General features: G+C 36.1%; 22 protein-coding genes. 17 read left to right on the forward strand and 5 right to left on the reverse strand.

Features of this window, described 5'->3' with window-relative positions; translation table 11 throughout:
* Positions 1-6 precede the first annotated feature (6 nt).
* The 3 genes from accB to K9M53_RS09790 form a co-directional block, all read right to left on the reverse strand.
* Positions 7-483: an acetyl-CoA carboxylase biotin carboxyl carrier protein gene (accB, locus tag K9M53_RS09780; protein ID WP_224014292.1), complete on the reverse strand. Its 477-nt coding sequence runs from the start codon at positions 481-483 to the stop codon at positions 7-9.
* 220 nt (positions 484-703) lie between these two features.
* Positions 704-1270 (reverse strand): elongation factor P, encoded by a 567-nt coding sequence (gene efp / locus K9M53_RS09785; protein ID WP_224014294.1) that lies wholly within the window; start codon positions 1268-1270, stop codon positions 704-706.
* A 201-nt stretch (positions 1271-1471) separates the two neighbouring features.
* Positions 1472-1624, reverse strand: a complete 153-nt coding sequence (locus K9M53_RS09790; RefSeq protein WP_224014296.1) for a hypothetical protein — start codon at positions 1622-1624, stop codon at positions 1472-1474.
* Positions 1625-2080: 456 nt separating this feature from the next.
* Here K9M53_RS09790 and K9M53_RS09795 point away from each other — a divergent pair, with 456 nt between their 5' ends.
* From K9M53_RS09795 to K9M53_RS09860, 14 genes are all read left to right on the forward strand, one after another.
* Positions 2081-2926, forward strand: coding sequence for an alpha/beta hydrolase (locus K9M53_RS09795; protein WP_224014298.1), 846 nt, complete (start codon positions 2081-2083; stop codon positions 2924-2926).
* Positions 2927-3087: 161 nt separating this feature from the next.
* Positions 3088-3879, forward strand: a complete 792-nt coding sequence (locus tag K9M53_RS09800) for an alpha/beta fold hydrolase (RefSeq protein WP_224014300.1) — start codon at positions 3088-3090, stop codon at positions 3877-3879.
* A complete protein-coding gene (locus tag K9M53_RS09805) occupies positions 3876-4670 on the forward strand; it encodes a hypothetical protein (RefSeq protein ID WP_224014302.1) in 795 nt (264 codons plus the stop codon). Before K9M53_RS09800 ends, K9M53_RS09805 begins: the two co-directional genes overlap by 4 nt.
* Positions 4671-4728: 58 nt before the next feature.
* The gene (locus K9M53_RS09810) at positions 4729-5133 is read left to right on the forward strand and encodes an SRPBCC family protein (RefSeq protein WP_224014304.1); all 405 of its coding nucleotides are present in this window, start codon (positions 4729-4731) and stop codon (positions 5131-5133) included.
* The gene (locus K9M53_RS09815; protein ID WP_224014306.1) at positions 5130-5465 is read left to right on the forward strand and encodes an ArsR/SmtB family transcription factor; all 336 of its coding nucleotides are present in this window, start codon (positions 5130-5132) and stop codon (positions 5463-5465) included. The genes K9M53_RS09810 and K9M53_RS09815 overlap by 4 nt, the downstream gene beginning before the upstream one ends.
* Positions 5455-5940, forward strand: a complete 486-nt coding sequence (locus K9M53_RS09820; RefSeq protein WP_224014308.1) for an SRPBCC family protein — start codon at positions 5455-5457, stop codon at positions 5938-5940. The genes K9M53_RS09815 and K9M53_RS09820 overlap by 11 nt, the downstream gene beginning before the upstream one ends.
* A gap of 41 nt (positions 5941-5981) precedes the next feature.
* Positions 5982-6428 carry an SRPBCC family protein gene (locus tag K9M53_RS09825; protein ID WP_224014311.1) on the forward strand — a complete coding sequence of 149 codons (447 nt, stop codon included), beginning with the start codon at positions 5982-5984 and terminating at the stop codon, positions 6426-6428.
* 19 nt (positions 6429-6447) lie between these two features.
* Positions 6448-6897 carry an SRPBCC family protein gene (locus K9M53_RS09830; protein ID WP_224014313.1) on the forward strand — a complete coding sequence of 150 codons (450 nt, stop codon included), beginning with the start codon at positions 6448-6450 and terminating at the stop codon, positions 6895-6897.
* Positions 6898-7125: 228 nt separating this feature from the next.
* Complete coding sequence (locus tag K9M53_RS09835; protein WP_224014315.1) at positions 7126-7632, forward strand: TlpA family protein disulfide reductase; 507 nt, start codon at positions 7126-7128, stop codon at positions 7630-7632.
* Positions 7633-7746: 114 nt separating this feature from the next.
* Complete coding sequence (locus K9M53_RS09840) at positions 7747-8676, forward strand: malate dehydrogenase (protein WP_224014318.1); 930 nt, start codon at positions 7747-7749, stop codon at positions 8674-8676.
* 179 nt (positions 8677-8855) lie between these two features.
* Complete coding sequence (locus K9M53_RS09845; protein WP_224014320.1) at positions 8856-9377, forward strand: hypothetical protein; 522 nt, start codon at positions 8856-8858, stop codon at positions 9375-9377.
* A 59-nt stretch (positions 9378-9436) separates the two neighbouring features.
* Positions 9437-9952: a TPM domain-containing protein gene (locus K9M53_RS09850; RefSeq protein ID WP_224014322.1), complete on the forward strand. Its 516-nt coding sequence runs from the start codon at positions 9437-9439 to the stop codon at positions 9950-9952.
* Between the two features lie 9 nt (positions 9953-9961).
* Entirely contained in the window at positions 9962-10714 is a 753-nt protein-coding gene (locus K9M53_RS09855; protein ID WP_224014324.1) for a hypothetical protein, read from the forward strand.
* Positions 10715-10737: 23 nt separating this feature from the next.
* Positions 10738-11238 carry a hypothetical protein gene (locus K9M53_RS09860; RefSeq protein ID WP_224014326.1) on the forward strand — a complete coding sequence of 167 codons (501 nt, stop codon included), beginning with the start codon at positions 10738-10740 and terminating at the stop codon, positions 11236-11238.
* A 4-nt stretch (positions 11239-11242) separates the two neighbouring features.
* On the opposite strand, the gene K9M53_RS09865 is transcribed toward K9M53_RS09860, so the two are convergent.
* Together K9M53_RS09865 and K9M53_RS09870 are read right to left on the reverse strand one after the other, a co-directional pair.
* Positions 11243-11932: an SIR2 family NAD-dependent protein deacylase gene (locus K9M53_RS09865; RefSeq protein WP_224014329.1), complete on the reverse strand. Its 690-nt coding sequence runs from the start codon at positions 11930-11932 to the stop codon at positions 11243-11245.
* Positions 11933-12020: 88 nt separating this feature from the next.
* On the reverse strand, positions 12021-12428 hold the full coding sequence (locus K9M53_RS09870) for an EVE domain-containing protein (RefSeq protein WP_224014331.1): 408 nt from the start codon (positions 12426-12428) through the stop codon (positions 12021-12023).
* A gap of 104 nt (positions 12429-12532) precedes the next feature.
* Between K9M53_RS09870 and K9M53_RS09875 the strand changes: the two genes are divergently transcribed.
* The 3 genes from K9M53_RS09875 to K9M53_RS09885 all read left to right on the forward strand — a co-directional run bounded on the left by K9M53_RS09875 (position 12533) and on the right by K9M53_RS09885 (position 15437).
* Complete coding sequence (locus K9M53_RS09875) at positions 12533-13516, forward strand: glycosyltransferase (RefSeq protein ID WP_224014333.1); 984 nt, start codon at positions 12533-12535, stop codon at positions 13514-13516.
* A gap of 49 nt (positions 13517-13565) precedes the next feature.
* Entirely contained in the window at positions 13566-14234 is a 669-nt protein-coding gene (locus K9M53_RS09880; RefSeq protein ID WP_224014335.1) for a HupE/UreJ family protein, read from the forward strand.
* A gap of 63 nt (positions 14235-14297) precedes the next feature.
* The gene (locus K9M53_RS09885; protein WP_224014337.1) at positions 14298-15437 is read left to right on the forward strand and encodes a hypothetical protein; all 1140 of its coding nucleotides are present in this window, start codon (positions 14298-14300) and stop codon (positions 15435-15437) included.
* Positions 15438-15446 lie beyond the last annotated feature (9 nt).

Here is a 15446-nt window from a genome sequence, read left to right on the forward strand (position 1 = left end):
TTTTAATTAAGATGGATCTACAAGGAACAAAGGCTGGTCGTACTCAACCGGGCTGGCATCTTCTACCAACACCTTTACTATTTTACCTTTTACTTCACTTTCAATTTCGTTGAAAAGCTTCATTGCTTCGATGATGCAAACTACCGAGCCTTCTTCCACTTCATCGCCGATATTGATAAAAACAGGTTTACCCGGACCCGCCTGGCGATAGAAGGTTCCTATCATCGGGCTTTTAATAGTGATCAGGTTATCTGCTTTTGGAGTTTCTGCTTTTGGAGCCGGAGCGGCTGCTTGAGTTGGTGCTGGTGGCGGAGGAGGTGCTATTGGTTGTTGTCCCGAAGGAATGTTATAAACCTGGTGGCTTGGAACGTAGTCCTTCTTCTGCTTCAGGGTTATTTTGGTTCCTTCTTCCTCAATCGTTATCTCGCCAATATTACTTTTATTAATGAGCTTAATAAGCTCCTGAATCTTTTTTAAATCCATGTTTAGTTCGTTAAATGGTCTTTTTTAGAAAAACGGAACGGCTAAGATAGGGAATGATTTACCAATAAACCAAATAATGAGAAATAAAAAAATTCACAATTTTTGTGAAAAACGGTTCAAAATCGTTCAAAAATGGCTGAAAAACCATCAAAAAAGCCCAAAAACAAAAAAGCTGATTTTTGAAAAATTAGCTTTCAGTATCGCTATAAAATCTTGTTGATTATTCTTTTACTCTTTCTACGTAATCACCTGTTTTTGTGTTTACGCGGATCAATTCTCCTTCGTTTACAAACAAAGGAACGTTTACGGTAGCACCTGTTTCAACAGTAGCAGGTTTTAATGTACGGGTTGCCGTATCACCTTTTACGCCCGGTTCGCTATACGTAACCAGTAAAACGATCTTATCAGGCAGCTCCACTCCCATTGGCTGTTCGGTTTCACCATTGATTAATACTGATACTTCCTGTCCGTCTTTTAAAAACTGCGGCGCATCTATCAAATTTTCCTGAACAGCAATTTGCTCAAAAGTTTCATTGTCCATGAAATTATACCCTGTATCATCTTTATATAAATATTGAAAAGGCTTTTTTTCAACCCTCACCGGAAAGATGACTTCACCACTATTCCAGGTAACTTCAATAGTACGGCTGTTATCTACACCTTTTAACTTAGCCCAAACCTTTGCCGCCGCACGGGCTGTTTTATTCTGCCCAAACTCCACTACAGAATATAGATTGCCATCTACTTTGATGATTAATCCGGAACGCATATCTGCCGTTGTTGCCATATTTTTTATTTTAGTATTAAGGAGTGCAAAAGTAACAAGAGAAATGATACTATGGAAATTATAATTGAAGAACGCATTGGCGTATCCCCAAGCTAAGCAAGGGGTCGGGCTTTACGCTGCAAGTCCGCCACGAGCCAACGCACAAATCTTCAGCGGGCTTTTCGCTTCAATCCCTCACGCAGTGATTTGTTATAGTAAAAGTTAGCCTTCGGTTATTTTCTTACACAAATATCCTATTATGTATTCGGGAGAAGTATTAATACTTATATCGTTATTATTTTTTAATTCATTCAGCGCACTATTTATTGTAGCCCATAGTAATGAATTTTCATATTCTTTGTAAGGATGTTCCATTTAAAAATATTTAAGTAAATGTAAAATAAAAAGACACAAAGTCTATATCACAGCCAAAATGTTGACAGTCTAAGTAAAGCAAAGACGATTGTTTAATAGATTCTCCTTCGAGATTAAGAATAGCACTACTGAAGTACAGTTTACAGTAGTACAAACGCTTAATCAGGAACTAACCGACAAACGGGCTGTCATTGTTTGTCAGCGGCTTTTTTGGTTGCTTTTTTTTCCGCAAAAAAAAGCAACAGACAAGATTTACAAATTATAAGTCTGAGCTATCAAACCAATCCATTTAAAATTCATCTACATAAAATATCAAATACATAATACAAAAAAGCTTGCTTGATAATAACAAATTGCATAGCTTTAGAAACTCCCAATAAATTCTCTCGATTGTCTGCAACTGGATAAAAAGAAAACAATTTTTTACATCATTTTCAAACATCAAATACAAATTTTATGGAAGCAACAACTCTTCAACTTCAAACAGGCACTTTCGTTGCCGCAAACGGAATGAATATTTTTTATAGAAACTGGAAACCTGCCGACACACCCAAAGCGCTTGTTATTATCGCACATGGGTTCAACTCTCACAGCGGGTATTACCAATGGACAGCCGAACAATTAACCGACCAGGATTTTGAAGTTTATGCAATTGATTTTCCCGGCAGAGGAAACTCGGACGGAGAACGTTATTACATAGCCGACTACAACGAATTTGTAGAAGACCTCGATAAGCTAATAAATATTGCGCAAGCTGCACATCCCGGTTTAAAGATATTTTTATTAGGGCATAGTGCCGGTGGCGTACTATCCTCTGTTTACTCATTAAAGTATCAGCAAAAATTAAGTGGTTTTATTTGTGAAAGCTTCGCCTTCCAGGTGCCGGCACCCGATTTTGCTATTGCAGCATTGAAAGGTCTTAGCCATGTATTTCCACATGCACATGTAGTGAAATTGAAAAACGAAGATTTCTCCCGTAACAAAGAAGTTGTTGACTTTATGAATAATGATCCGCTCATTGCTCACGAAGTACAACCTACTAAAACAATGCAACAATTAGCCATTGCAGATGAAAAATTAAAAGAGGAAATGCCGACTATTAAATTGCCGTTACTCATCTTACATGGCACTTTAGATAAAGCTACCAAGCCAAGCGGAAGCCAGTATTTTTATGACAATGCTTCTTCAACAGATAAAACATTGAAATTTTATGAAGGACATTACCACGATTTATTAAGTGATTTAGATAAAGAAGTGGTTATGGGTGATATTTTAAGTTGGCTGAATAGCAGAACGAATTAATAAATTAAAATTAGCGTCTTTAATTTTAGCATTGGAGTTCGGAATAATAAAATTAATTTTCCGAACTCCAATTTTATTATTTAGTCTAGATGAAACAGATAATTTTTATAATTGCAGCAGTCTTTACAATTACGAGTTGCAACAACCTACATAACAAAACAATGCCTACAACTATAACGGACTCTATCTCCGGCTACGCCAACGTAAACGGGCTAAAACTATATTACGAAATCCACGGCACAGGCTCACCGCTTGTTTTAATTCACGGTGGCGGTTCCACCATTCAAACAACCTTTGGAAGAATATTACCGATCCTTGCCAAAACCAATAAAGTAATTGCTGTTGAAATGCAGGCACATGGTCATACTGCCGACATAGGCAGACCTTTAAGCTTTGAACAGGACGCAGATGATATTGCAGCGCTGTTAAAGCAATTGAATATTCCCAAAGCAAGCATTTTGGGTTTCAGTAATGGTGCAAGCACTACGTTGCAATTTGCTATCCGACATCCGGAAATGACAGATAAAATAGTAGTTGCTTCTACCTTTTATAAAAGGTCCGGCGCACCTGCCTGGTTTTGGGATATGATGAGCAAGCCCAGCTTTGAAGGCATGCCACAAATATATAAAGATGAATTTCTGAAAATCAACCCGGATACCAATGCATTGCATCGCATGTATGAAAGAGATGTAGCAAGAATGCAATCATTCCCTGATATAACTGATGAACAAATAAAATCCATTAAAGCGCCTGCTTTTATTATTATTGGCGATAAAGATGTAGTTACCCCTGAACATGCTGCTGAAATGCATCGCTTGCTTACTACTTCACGACTGGCTATTCTTCCTGCAGCACATGGTGAATATATCGGTGAAATAATGTTTCCACCGGATTCTGTTATGTACTCGGCAACGGCATCAATGATAAGCAAGTTTATAAATGAAGAACAATGAGGCGAGGATTATTTTTAATGCTTTCGTTTTTTATTGTACAATTCACATTTGCACAAAGCACTGATAGCATTGAAAAAAAACTTAGTAAAGTTTTCTCTAAAATTCATTATTACGGTATAGATTTTTATGATTCATTAGAAAAAATAAACAATGAATTTGAGAAGTTACTCTTAACTGAAACAGCTACGTACCCTCAGACATTATATTACCAATTTAAATCCTTAAAAGATAGCGGGCTAAACATTTCAACATCAGCAGATGGAAATTTCAGGATCTACTCCTGGGATACATGGACAGGCGGCACCATGCATCTTTTTAGAAATGTATTTCAATACAAGGCAAACGGAAAAGTATTTTCAAAACCCTTTGTCAATTATGACACTGATATTACAGATTGCAGCTATTATGAAATGCACCAGGTGACTTCCAACAATAAACACTTTTATGTAACCTTTGGCATATTTATACTCAGTTCTGCTTTATCCGACCATATCATACAAATATTTTCTATTGATGGCAGCAAATTAAATGATAATGCAAAATTGATCAAAACAAAAACAGGACTACAAAGCCAATTACGATATGAAGTTGATGGTTCCTCTCCTGTTAATCAAAACAAGGAAATTCCTGATTTTTATATTAAATACGATAATGCAAATAAGATCATCAGTATCCCTTTGATACTTGGCAATAATGAAGTGACGAAAAAAAGAATAAAGTATAAGTTTACCGGCGTTTATTTTGAAAAATTCCAGGCACTAGATTTTACTCTTCTCAAAAAAAATCTCTAAAAAATTTGCGTAACTCAAAAGTTACGTTTACTTTCGTGTAACTTAAAAGTTACATATTATGCAAAAAGAAATTAAGCACACCTGGTATTTTAATCAATCACCGGAAGAAGTTTGGCAATACTTAACCAATCGTGATCTGTTGGAGCAATGGATGATGAAAAACGATTTTGAACCTGTGGTAGGACACAAATTTACTTTCCATTGCCACCACGAAGTTTATTGTGAAGTGCTGGAAGTTAAACCATACAGCAAACTCTCCTATTCCTGGCGCTTTGCCTCGGTAGAAGACGATAAGCGTATGGATTCAAAAGTAGTATGGACACTTACTCCTATTGCTGACGGAACAGAATTATTAATAGTTCATGATGGCTTTACATTATTAGGCGACTTTATCAGCCATAATAAAGGATGGACTGCATTGGGCAACAATTTCATTCAACTATTAACGGCTGTTACACCATGAACGCACAAACCCTCGACGCTTTCCAGGTTATTGCCGACCCCAGCCGAAGACAAATGATGATGATGCTTTCAAAAGACAGCATGACAATAAATGCATTGGCAGAAAACTTTGACATGAGTCGTCCAGCTGTTTCAAAACATATTAAGATCATGTACAACGCCGGCTTTATTTCTATTAAAGATATTGGCAGGGAACGTTATTGCACGTTACGGCAGGATGGCTTTAACGAGCTCCAGAACTTCATCAGCTACTTCGATAAATTCTGGATAGGCAAATTAAAAAAGCTGGAAGATTTATTAAATAACAAAGCAAAAGATAAAGATGGAAAGTAAAAGTCTTACAATATCAATAGCAATTGAAAAGTCTGAAACAGAAGTTTTCAATGCCATTAAAGAAGTTCAACAATGGTGGAACAGTGAAGATTTTAAAGGGAGTAGTAAAGAATTGGATGATGAATTTATTATTTATCATCCTGACCAACATTATTCGGAACAACGATTGATTGAAGTTATTCCTGATAGAAAAATTGTATGGTTGGTTACTGAAAGTAAATTGTATTGGCTGGAAAATAATAAAGAAGAATGGACGAATACAAAAATGATCTTTGACATTACTACAGAAAACAAAAAGACCATACTTCATTTTACACATGAAGGACTAGTTCCTGAAAAAGAATGTTATGCCATGTGTGAAAAAGGTTGGACGATGATCATTAAAGAATGGCTGTTTCATTTCATCACGTTTGGAACATCATCAAAAGAAATGTCGAAAGCAGAAGAAATCAGGAACAGGCTTTTAGAAGAATAGGTTAAAGAAAATCACATTAATTAAATTAAAAAGATACTAAAATGGATAATCAAAACTTCTCAACAACAATTGTAGTGGATCAATCACCGGCAGAAGTTTATAAAGCCGTTAATAATCCCCGTGCATGGTGGAGTGAAGGAATTGAAGGCATAACTGATCAACTCAACGCCGAATGGAAATATCAGTTCGGAGATAATCATCGCAGCAAAATGAAAGTCATTGAAATGATCCCCGACAAAAAAGTAGTTTGGCTGATAGAGGAAAACTATTTTAAAAATGCGAAAGACCAAAATGAATGGGTTGGTAATAAAATAACATTTGACATTTCAAAACAAGGTGATAAAGCACAGTTGGTGTTCACTCAAATTGGATTAACGCCGGCTGATGATTGTTATAAAGCTTGTGATTGGGCATGGACAGGATTTGTTCAACAAAGTTTACAAAGCTTAATCACTACAGGCAAAGGACAACTCGAATGGTTTAAATAATCTGCGAAAACAAATGATCATGAAAAACATAATAGAACAAAAAGACTTCACATGCAACATCACCGTAAATAAATCTGCAGAAAAAGCATTCAATAGTATCTGCCGTGTTAGCGATTGGTGGGTTAAAGATATGGATGGCAACACTCAACAATTAAACGAGGAATTTACTGTACACTTCGGTACCACATGGAAAACCTTTAAGATCACAGAATTTATTCCCTACAAAAAAATAGTATGGTTCGTTGTTGATTGCAATCTTCCCTGGAATACAGATTTGAAAGAATGGAATGGTACAGAAATAGTTTGGGAAATCTCTACTGAAAACGATCAAACTAAAGTAAGCTTTACGCATGTTGGTTTAGCTGCCTTGGATTGTGCAAAGCAGTGTACCAATGCCTGGGATGGTTATATTAACAAAAGTTTATTCAGTTTAATTACGGAAGGCAAAGGGTTGATGAATAAGTTTTAAAATTCGTTTGTTTATAAAAGTAATCATCCCCGCTTTAGATATGGATGTAACGTTTCGACAACACTTCGACAAGCTCAGTCTGACATTCAACATGCCATCCACATCTAAAAGCTGTCAGTCTGAGCTTGTCGAAGACGGTCCATTAAAAATGAAATTTGATATTTGCATTGAAAATCTCCTTAACATCTTATTTTCCCATTTTTATAATAGCTTTATCAAAATTTTTTAATGAAAAAGATTCTTTCAATAGTCAGCGTTTTATTTATCAGCGTTTCATCATTTGCACAAACAGCTGTGAATACAGATTCCTTACCAACTTATAAACGCTTTCCAGAAATACCGGTATTTAAACTTACCAAGGTTCCTGACAGTACTGAATTTTCAAAAGCAGACATAAAGAAGAATAAAGATGTAATCATGATCATGTTTAGCCCGGATTGTGAACATTGCCAGAGAGAGACTGACAGCATCTTAGCTCATTTTGATGCGTTTAAAAATGTTCAGATCGTTATGGCATCACCTTTGGATTATGTACATATTAAAAATTTCTACCAAAAATTTCATTTAGCCGATTACCCCAATATAACCATTGGTAAAGACAATGTTTGGGCGTTGGGAACTTTTTATAACGTACGCAATTTCCCTACCATTGCCGTGTACGATAAACACGGGCAGTTTGTGCAGATCTTCGAAGGCTCTATCCCCGTACAAAAGGTGATCGCAGCCCTGCCATAAGCCCCTCGGAATCGTTGCCGGTCATAAATTACCAAATTGGTAATCATCATTCGGCGTACATCATTACCTTTGCGGCGCAAATAAATTACTCCACTCATAAAAAGTTAATTCATTATGAAAGTTACTGTTGTAGGTGCCGGAGCAGTGGGCGCTACTTGTGCCGATAATATTGCTCGTGCAGCACTCTGCGAAGAATTGGTTTTATTAGACATCCGCGAAGGATTTGCTGAAGGTAAATCTATCGACATGATGCAGTCTGCTACCTTATTAGGCTTCGATACAAAGATCATTGGCAGCACCAACGATTATACTAAAACCGCGGGAAGCGATGTAGTAGTGATTACCTCTGGTATGCCACGCAAACCGGGCATGACAAGAGAAGAATTGATCGGCATCAACGCAGGTATTGTAAAAGGCGTGGCTGAAAATATTTTGAAATATTCTCCTAATGCCATTTTCATTATCATCAGTAACCCGATGGATACAATGACTTATTTAGCATTGAAATCTACCGGTATCTCTAAGAACAGGATCATCGGAATGGGCGGCACATTAGACAGCAGCCGTTTTAAATATTATTTAAGCCAGGCTATTGGCTGCTCTCCTAACGATCTGCAAGGTTTTGTGATCGGTGGTCATGGAGATACAACAATGATCCCTTTAACAAGATTGGCTACTTACCAGGGTTCTCCTGTTAGCAACTACTTAAGCGAAGAGGTATTGAAAAAAGTTGCTGCTGATACAATGGTAGGCGGTGCTACTTTAACAGGCTTGATCGGAACTTCTGCATGGTATGCTCCGGGTGCTGCAGGTGCTGCACTGGTTGAAACCATTGTAAGAGATCAGAAAAAACTATACACTTGTTGCGTTAGCCTGGATGGCGAATACGGACAAAAAGATATTTGCTTAGGGGTTCCTGTTATCATTGGCAAAAATGGTTGGGAAAAGATCATCGACTATAAATTAACTGCCGATGAACAAGCTGCTTTCAACAAAAGCGCTGATGCTGTAAGAAACATGAATAATGTGTTGAGCACTTTATAAGTTTTTTTTTAAGTTTTTTAAAAAGCCGGATATTTTATCCGGCTTTTTGCATTTATACTTGCCGGGCTATCTGCTGCTATAATAATTTCTTTAAGGCTATTAGGCAAATTTTAATATTGGGAAAAACAGCGTTCGGCTTATGCATTTCGCCTGACAGTTGCATCTTAACCAAAACTTTAATGAAAAAACTAATTGCAACAGCGGTCTTTATTCATTGCCTTACATTTTCATTTGGACAAAATGCAGTCATCAAAGCCATGGTTGACAGTTTACAATATTTAAAAGCCGGCACATTAGATTGCAAAGCAGATCTATATTGGAGAATTATTGCTAAAGGCTCAAAAGCCATTCCTTTCTTAATAGACAAACTGAATGACACAACTTCGACCAATATTTCACACAAATGCAAGGCAACAAAATTAAATGTTGGTGAAGTATCTTATTTTGCATTACAGGAAATTGGCGATTTCCCGGCATTCGTCATTACACATATTCAATTTGATGTTTCTCTTGAAAATGGTTGCTGGGTCTTCTTTGATTATTTTTTTGACAATGCCAATAAAACACGATACAAACAATTAGTCAATACATGGTATAAAAAAAATAAGCCAAAATTTAAAGTGCAAAAAATTTTAAAGAAAGATCAAACTGATTGTCAAAAGCGATATAAAATTAACACGTATTTAAATTGGGAAGATTGATAACATATCGGACATCAATTAACGTTATACGCTATCTTCGTAAGGACATCCATACTAAAATGAACCGTTTCCTGATCATATCATTTTTATTTTTTGGAATAGCAACTATTTCTTATGGGCAAAAACAAGAACCCGAAAAGAAAGGAATTATTCTTAACAGGATTCCGGAAAAACCTATTGGCTGGACAAATGATTATGAGCACATATTCACTGCTGCCCAAATAGACACCCTCGATTATCTACTTTCAATTTTTAATAGCGAAACAAGTAATGAAGTTGCCATCGTAACTATTGACAGCAACTGGAGCACAAAGGAAAAATTCGACAGCTTAATCATAGCTATCCATAATTACTGGAGAGTAGGCGAAAAAACTAAAAACAACGGAATTCTTATCGGAATTAGTGTAAAATTAAGAAGCATTCGTATAAGTAACGGCTATGGCATTGAGAAAAAGCTTTCAAACAGTGAAACAAAAAAGATCATTGACAATGTTATTATTCCGTATTTTAAAGAAAGTAATTATTTTGAAGGTGTGCGGCAAGGTTTATTAACGATCTTTCAAAAGATACAATAAAAAATCAAAATGCACCTGAGACATTTTTTAGGCATTGTATTTCTTTTTTTATTCTTTGCTTGTAAAACAAAGACTGCATCAACGTCTAAACAGAGCAACAAAGACACTATTCTCAAACAATATATTGAATATACTTCCAGGATATTTAAAAGTGAAGGTGAGTTTTATGGACTAGACTCCAATGAGCATAATTATAAAATGCTGAAAGCTTATTGTTTGGATGACACTACTTATTTGAAATATGCAGTTAAAAATATGAAGAACCTGGAAATGTCTAACACCGTATTGGACTCTTTCTGGAAAGCCCATATTCCTGTACTTAAAAACATGAATATAGAAGAAGGATATCAATTTAGATATTCGGAAACATTCTGTAACAATTATTACATCTTTACAATAAGCCGCTTTAAAGATTCTATTAAACTGAATACATTTGTTTATAGTCCTGAAGAAGTTGATAATAATAAAGCTACTAAACTTAAGATCATTCAAAACTCCAACAAACTGCTACCTGTAAAGGATTGGAATGACTTATCGGATGCAATTGACCTGGCTGATTACTGGAATTTGAAATATCATAATGACAATGTAGTCTTAGATCCCAGCAACCTTACAGTTGTTGGAATTAAAAAAAACATTTCAGATAATACTGTTACCAGATCAAATTATGTAACAAGAACGGCATTTGAAAGAACTGCCCTTTATAAAGCTTTTTTATTAGTTTTAAAATATGCTGAAGTCAAAAAACTATGCAGAGATTAAACGTGTATTATTGAATAAATAGTATGATATCATATCAAGATCTTGTAAAACATTTCGGCTCTTCACTTTCTGACAAAGATTTACAATCTTTTCTCGCGAATCTATGTTCTGATCTTACAGATTATAATATCCTGGAACACGATTATATAATCTCTCAACAAATCGGAATTGAATTTGGGTTTACAAACAATAGTGCTGTATATGAAGTTGACGAAGGGGTTGTTTTTGAAAATGGTAACCCTGTATTTACCCACTTCGTACTTCACCCTAAATCATCGACATTAATCATTGACTTACCATTTGATGTAAACTTTACAGATAATAGAATTGCTATTATAAAAAAAGCAGGAAATCCTAGTCTAACCAAAGAAGGTTATATCAAGTTCTTAGAAAAAGATTTCCTTGTTGACAACTACAAGGTTGGCGATATCATTATAACTTTTGATTATGATACAGAAAAGAAGACGATCAACCATATTCAGGTTCGTGACAATAACTTGGCAGCAGACCATTTAAAATTATAAAAAGCTACAGCTTACTTAATAACTCCTGCAACTTCTTCACTCCTTCCGTAGCAGGCTTTTCTATAAAATGTAAATTAGGTGAACTTTCAACAGAAGGTATTTTTTTGTCGATGATATACTTAGGTAAGTACGAAGGTGCATAATGCAATAAAGAAGCAGCAGGATACACCTGTAACGAAGTTCCTATCACTACAAACACATCACAATTACGCATTAGCTTTACTGCCTTTTCGATCATCGGTACCGGCTCTTCAAACCAAACAATATGTGAGCGCAATTGATGCCCATCTTTAGCCATATCTCCTATATTGATATCACCTCTAATTTCATAAATAGTTTCTTCATCAACAATGCTCCGCATTTTAAATATTTCTCCATGCAGGTGCAATACATTGGTGGAACCGGCGCGCTCATGCAGGTCATCTATGTTTTGTGTTACGATGGTAATATCAAAATCTTTTTCCAATGCTGCTAAGCCTAAGTGAGCCGCATTCGGCTTTGCAGCCGCTACATCCTTACGTCGCATGTTGTAAAAATCCAATACCAGCTGTGGGTCTTTTTTCCATCCCCGGGGAGATGCTACTTCATACACATCATAACCCATCCATAAACCATCCGCATCACGGAAAGTTTGTAACCCGCTTTCTGCGCTAATGCCGGCACCTGTTAATATTACAATCTGTTTTTTGGGCATATCACTTACGAAGTGCGATCTTGAAGTCATTGAGTAATTGAAGTCGTATGAAATCGTAAATTGTATTTCTTGTATCCAAAATCAAAATCTATTCTCCTGCCAATTCCATTATTATTTTACATTCTTCCTCAGTAACCGGCTGTACCGATAAACGTCCGAGACGCACCAACGCCATATTTGCCAACCGCTTATCTTTTTTGATAACCTCTAAGGGTACGCTCTTTTTTAATTTTTTAAACGGTTTTAATTCTACTACCACCCAGGCATCATCATCTGAGGTAGGGTCTTTATAAAATTCTTTGGAAACCTTTGCTATACCAACGATCTCCATCCCTTCATTACTATGATAAAAGAACACTTCATCGCCTTTCTTCATTGCTTTTAAATTATTACGGGCTGCATAATTTCGTACGCCGTCCCAAACAGTATTCTTATCTTTTACCAAATTATCCCAGCTATAAACAGAAGGTTCTGATTTTGCTAACCAATATGCCATTTACAATAAATTTATTTAACCAAAAGTATAGAATTTAACTATACTGATTTTTGCAACTACATGAATTAATATTCTTCTATCCTCTTAATTATCTTTGTCACAATATGAACATCCTGCTTGTACATTTAGGCGTTATTCCCGTAAAAACTTATGGTGGTACCGAAAGAGTGGTATGGTATCTTGGACAGGAGTTGGTAAAGATGGGACATCGTGTGACCTACCTTGTGAAAGAAGGATCGCAATGCGATTTTGCGAACATTCGATTCATTGATCCATCACTACCGATCGAAGAACAAATACCGGATGATATTGATGTTGTTCACTTGTCTTACATTCCAAAAGAACCGTTGAAAAAACCTTATATCTGTAACCTTCATGGCAACTTGAATGATCAGCGACTATTGGATAAGAACACCGTCTTTGTTTCAAGAAACCATGCCAACAGGTTTGGTTCCGACTCCTTTGTTTATAACGGGATGAATTGGGATGATTACGGTTCCCCTGCATTGGAGCATAAAAGAACTTATTTTCATTTTTTAGGAGAAGCCGCCTGGCGTTTAAAGAATGTAAAAGGCGCTATCTCAGTTATCACCCATACACAAAAAGAAAAATTAAGCGTATTAGGTGGCACACGATTGAATTTCAGAATGGGGTTTCGCTTTACCATCAGCCCACGAATTAAGTTTTACGGAAAAGTTGGCGGCGAAGTAAAAAATAATTTACTACTAGGCTCAAAAGGCCTTATCTTTCCCGTAAGATGGAATGAACCATTTGGAATTGCGATCACTGAAAGCTTGTATTTTGGCTGCCCAGTGTTCGGTACTCCCTATGGCTCTTTACCTGAGCTAATCACCAAGGACGTTGGGTTTTTATCCAATAATTCGGAAGAGCTTAGACAAGCCGTTGAAAACGTTGACCAATTTTCCCCAAAAAATTGCCATTTGTATGCGTTGGAACATTTTAACTCCCGAAAAATGGCAGAAGCTTATTTATCGAAATATACGGAAGTGCTGAATGGAAGAACATTGAACGAAAAAAATCCTTGTTTGATAAATATTCAGCAAGAAAAATTTTTAGACTGGAAATAAAAGCAACCATTGAACTCTTATTTCCGTTTATAAAGCAGCTAAATGCTTGATGAAAACGACTGTACGCTTAAAATACACTTTTTTACTACTCATCCCACTGTTATTAGCCCTGCCTGTAACGGCACATTTTGTATTGCCCCAAACTTTACCGCAGAATCCAAAAGCTTCTTTTTATTTTTCAGAAGGATTCAGGCATGTTATTTTCGGTAATTATAGTCACCTCGTTTTATTTCTGAGTTTATTTTTGGTAAGCACTGAACCCCGACAATTTTTATTACAATGGTTCATCTTTTTTGCAGCAGACCTGGTAGCGCTGAGTTTTCTGCTGTTCAACATGGATATCTTTTCGATGACCATCTTACTATCGCCCATATTAGCTTTTGCTTCTGCTTTTATAGCGGTACAGAATATTGAATCAAAGAAAATAAAGCCTGCACGTTATCCCATATTAATTATTGTGGCTCTATTGCACAGCTTTGCTTTTGGTAGCCAGATACATGAGCAGCAACTTGCCTGGCAAAAAAAGGCAATGGCTATCTTTTCATTAAATGCAGGAGTATCCGTTGCTGAGCTGGCTTTTTTAATAGTTCTGTATTTTACCATAGGCAGATTTTTAAGCAACAAACCCTTTTATTACACTAAAATTGTAAAACCTTTATCTGTTGCAATTATTCTGGCAGCTGTGTGGTTCATGTATGCAGCCGCTTATCTTCAATAATAATTCATATCGATTATCTCTTAAATAGTATAAGGCTGGTTATATTTGAATGATTAATTTTTTATGCCGATAACCATCTCAACCAAAAACAGTTTAGTAATTAGATCTACCTGCTTGTTTTGGCTGATAGCAAAAATTATTTGTTGGCGTTTATGGCTGTCAGATCGATTATTCCCTGTGGTGCCTCCGTTTCATTTTTTATCATTGCCGTCTCCTTTTCATTGGGCGCTTTTTGTTTCTTCTTTTGCATTATTAACACTGGTTTTCTTTTTTCCCGCCAATAAAAAATTAATAGTTGCTTTAGTTATTACAGAAACAGCTTCGTGCCTGTTAGACCAAAATCGATGGCAACCCTGGGAATATCAATACATTTTTATGTTGCTGGTTTTTATTATAAATTTTAAAGATGATCTAAAGATTACAACCGGCATTACCTTTATTTTTATTTCTACTTATTTCTTCAGCGGCTTGGGAAAGATCAACCCGGTTTTTTTACAGGTTGTGTGGCAGCAAATGGTTCTATTCCAGCTTCTTCATCAGCCTCATGCCATTTTATATAACTGGCCGGTAGCTCATGCAGGATATGCCATGGGCATTTTGGAAATAACGTTTGGTATCTGTTTATTTTTTAATCGCACGCGAAAAATAGCTGCATCGCTTTTAATTGCCATGCACATTGTTATTATTTATTTGTTTGGGCCGATAGGATTGAATTATGATAAAGTTGTATGGCCGTGGAATGTTGCTATGATCTGCTATTTATATATCCTGTTTATAAAAAAAGATATATACCCTATCTCCTTTAAAAGCCTCACGTATCGCTGGAACAAGCTGTTGTTGCTTTGCTGGGGAATATTGCCCATACTAAGCTTTTGGGGATATTGGGATTATTTTTTATCGTCCAGCTTATTTAGCTCAAGGATACCCAATATGCTGATATGCGTACACAAAACTGGGAGCGCTACTGCACTGGAACATTATTTTGAAAAAAGTAAAACGAATAAAGCGCTTTGTGATTCCAATTCTCATTTGATCTTAGTAAAGTTTTGGGCATTCGAGGAAATGGAAATACCCTCTTATTCGCAACCAAGAGTGTTTAAAGGAATTAAATATGAATTGGTAAAACGCTACCCGGATATGGAAGCCGATTTTTATATCTCCACTTATGAAAACGGGAAAAGAAAAATAGAGCTGATAAAATAATTGAACGAT

Origin of the sequence: Ferruginibacter albus (assembly GCF_020042285.1) — a bacterium.
In the GTDB taxonomy this organism is placed as follows: Bacteria; Bacteroidota; Bacteroidia; order Chitinophagales; family Chitinophagaceae; genus Ferruginibacter; species Ferruginibacter albus.

Bases quoted from the DNA above. Each gene is read 5' to 3' on its own strand.
- accB (WP_224014292.1), bottom strand. From the start codon at position 483: ATGGATTTAAAAAAGATTCAGGAGCTTATTAAGCTCATTAATAAAAGT.
- efp (WP_224014294.1), bottom strand. From the start codon at position 1,270: ATGGCAACAACGGCAGATATGCGTTCCGGATTAATCATCAAAGTAGAT.
- K9M53_RS09790 (WP_224014296.1), bottom strand. From the start codon at position 1,624: ATGGAACATCCTTACAAAGAATATGAAAATTCATTACTATGGGCTACA.
- K9M53_RS09795 (WP_224014298.1), top strand. From the start codon at position 2,081: ATGGAAGCAACAACTCTTCAACTTCAAACAGGCACTTTCGTTGCCGCA.
- K9M53_RS09800 (WP_224014300.1), top strand. From the start codon at position 3,088: ATGCCTACAACTATAACGGACTCTATCTCCGGCTACGCCAACGTAAAC.
- K9M53_RS09805 (WP_224014302.1), top strand. From the start codon at position 3,876: ATGAGGCGAGGATTATTTTTAATGCTTTCGTTTTTTATTGTACAATTC.
- K9M53_RS09810 (WP_224014304.1), top strand. From the start codon at position 4,729: ATGCAAAAAGAAATTAAGCACACCTGGTATTTTAATCAATCACCGGAA.
- K9M53_RS09815 (WP_224014306.1), top strand. From the start codon at position 5,130: ATGAACGCACAAACCCTCGACGCTTTCCAGGTTATTGCCGACCCCAGC.
- K9M53_RS09820 (WP_224014308.1), top strand. From the start codon at position 5,455: ATGGAAAGTAAAAGTCTTACAATATCAATAGCAATTGAAAAGTCTGAA.
- K9M53_RS09825 (WP_224014311.1), top strand. From the start codon at position 5,982: ATGGATAATCAAAACTTCTCAACAACAATTGTAGTGGATCAATCACCG.
- K9M53_RS09830 (WP_224014313.1), top strand. From the start codon at position 6,448: ATGAAAAACATAATAGAACAAAAAGACTTCACATGCAACATCACCGTA.
- K9M53_RS09835 (WP_224014315.1), top strand. From the start codon at position 7,126: ATGAAAAAGATTCTTTCAATAGTCAGCGTTTTATTTATCAGCGTTTCA.
- K9M53_RS09840 (WP_224014318.1), top strand. From the start codon at position 7,747: ATGAAAGTTACTGTTGTAGGTGCCGGAGCAGTGGGCGCTACTTGTGCC.
- K9M53_RS09845 (WP_224014320.1), top strand. From the start codon at position 8,856: ATGAAAAAACTAATTGCAACAGCGGTCTTTATTCATTGCCTTACATTT.
- K9M53_RS09850 (WP_224014322.1), top strand. From the start codon at position 9,437: ATGAACCGTTTCCTGATCATATCATTTTTATTTTTTGGAATAGCAACT.
- K9M53_RS09855 (WP_224014324.1), top strand. From the start codon at position 9,962: ATGCACCTGAGACATTTTTTAGGCATTGTATTTCTTTTTTTATTCTTT.
- K9M53_RS09860 (WP_224014326.1), top strand. From the start codon at position 10,738: ATGATATCATATCAAGATCTTGTAAAACATTTCGGCTCTTCACTTTCT.
- K9M53_RS09865 (WP_224014329.1), bottom strand. From the start codon at position 11,932: ATGCCCAAAAAACAGATTGTAATATTAACAGGTGCCGGCATTAGCGCA.
- K9M53_RS09870 (WP_224014331.1), bottom strand. From the start codon at position 12,428: ATGGCATATTGGTTAGCAAAATCAGAACCTTCTGTTTATAGCTGGGAT.
- K9M53_RS09875 (WP_224014333.1), top strand. From the start codon at position 12,533: ATGAACATCCTGCTTGTACATTTAGGCGTTATTCCCGTAAAAACTTAT.
- K9M53_RS09880 (WP_224014335.1), top strand. From the start codon at position 13,566: ATGAAAACGACTGTACGCTTAAAATACACTTTTTTACTACTCATCCCA.
- K9M53_RS09885 (WP_224014337.1), top strand. From the start codon at position 14,298: ATGCCGATAACCATCTCAACCAAAAACAGTTTAGTAATTAGATCTACC.